This window comes from Bartonella sp. AA81SXKL (assembly GCF_042196945.1).
Taxonomy (GTDB): Bacteria; Pseudomonadota; Alphaproteobacteria; order Rhizobiales; family Rhizobiaceae; genus Bartonella.
On sequence record NZ_JBHIRH010000398.1, the window covers coordinates 1 to 564 of the forward strand.

The following is a 564-nucleotide window of genomic DNA, read 5'->3' on the forward strand; positions in this document are numbered from 1 at the left end:
CGGTTTTCGAAAATCGTTTTATGCATGTTCAAGAACTCAATCGCTTGAGGGCGCAAATAAAGCTTGATGGGCGAGAGGGCAACTATCTCATGGAACAGAGAATTTGCAAGGGGGGACTCATCATGGCGACGGATTTGCGTGCTTCTTGTTTCTCTTGTGATTGCAGCCCTCTTACTCTTGTTACATTGGCAGCAAAGGGGAAAACAATCGTCAATCGTGTTTATCATCTTGATCGTGGATTTGAGAGATTAGAAGAAAAATTGGCTCGTTGTGGTGCAAAAATCCAACGCATCACAGTGTAAATCTGTAAGATGTCTCTCAAAAATGGCTTTGGGAGGGGGTGATATGTTGTTAGGTGTGCTTTTGGGAGGTGTGATCTCAAAAATAAAGGGTTATTAGTCCTCTCAATAAACGTGGGTTTTATTTCATGGTTTTGGAGTTTTTACGAGCGGGCATAAAAGTTTGAGAGGCGGGGGTGGAGCTCATAAAATAAAGACTGTTTTTAAATTTTATTGCTAATTTCATGAAATTACTTTATTGGTAAGAGAATGTTTTGGTCGTCTA

1 pseudogene is annotated in these 564 nt (G+C 40.4%); it reads left to right on the forward strand.

Features of this window, described 5'->3' with window-relative positions:
* Window positions 1-302: pseudogene (locus ACFINZ_RS11920) on the forward strand (UDP-N-acetylglucosamine 1-carboxyvinyltransferase); the annotation flags it as partial.
* Between the last annotated feature and the right edge of the window lie 262 nt (window positions 303-564).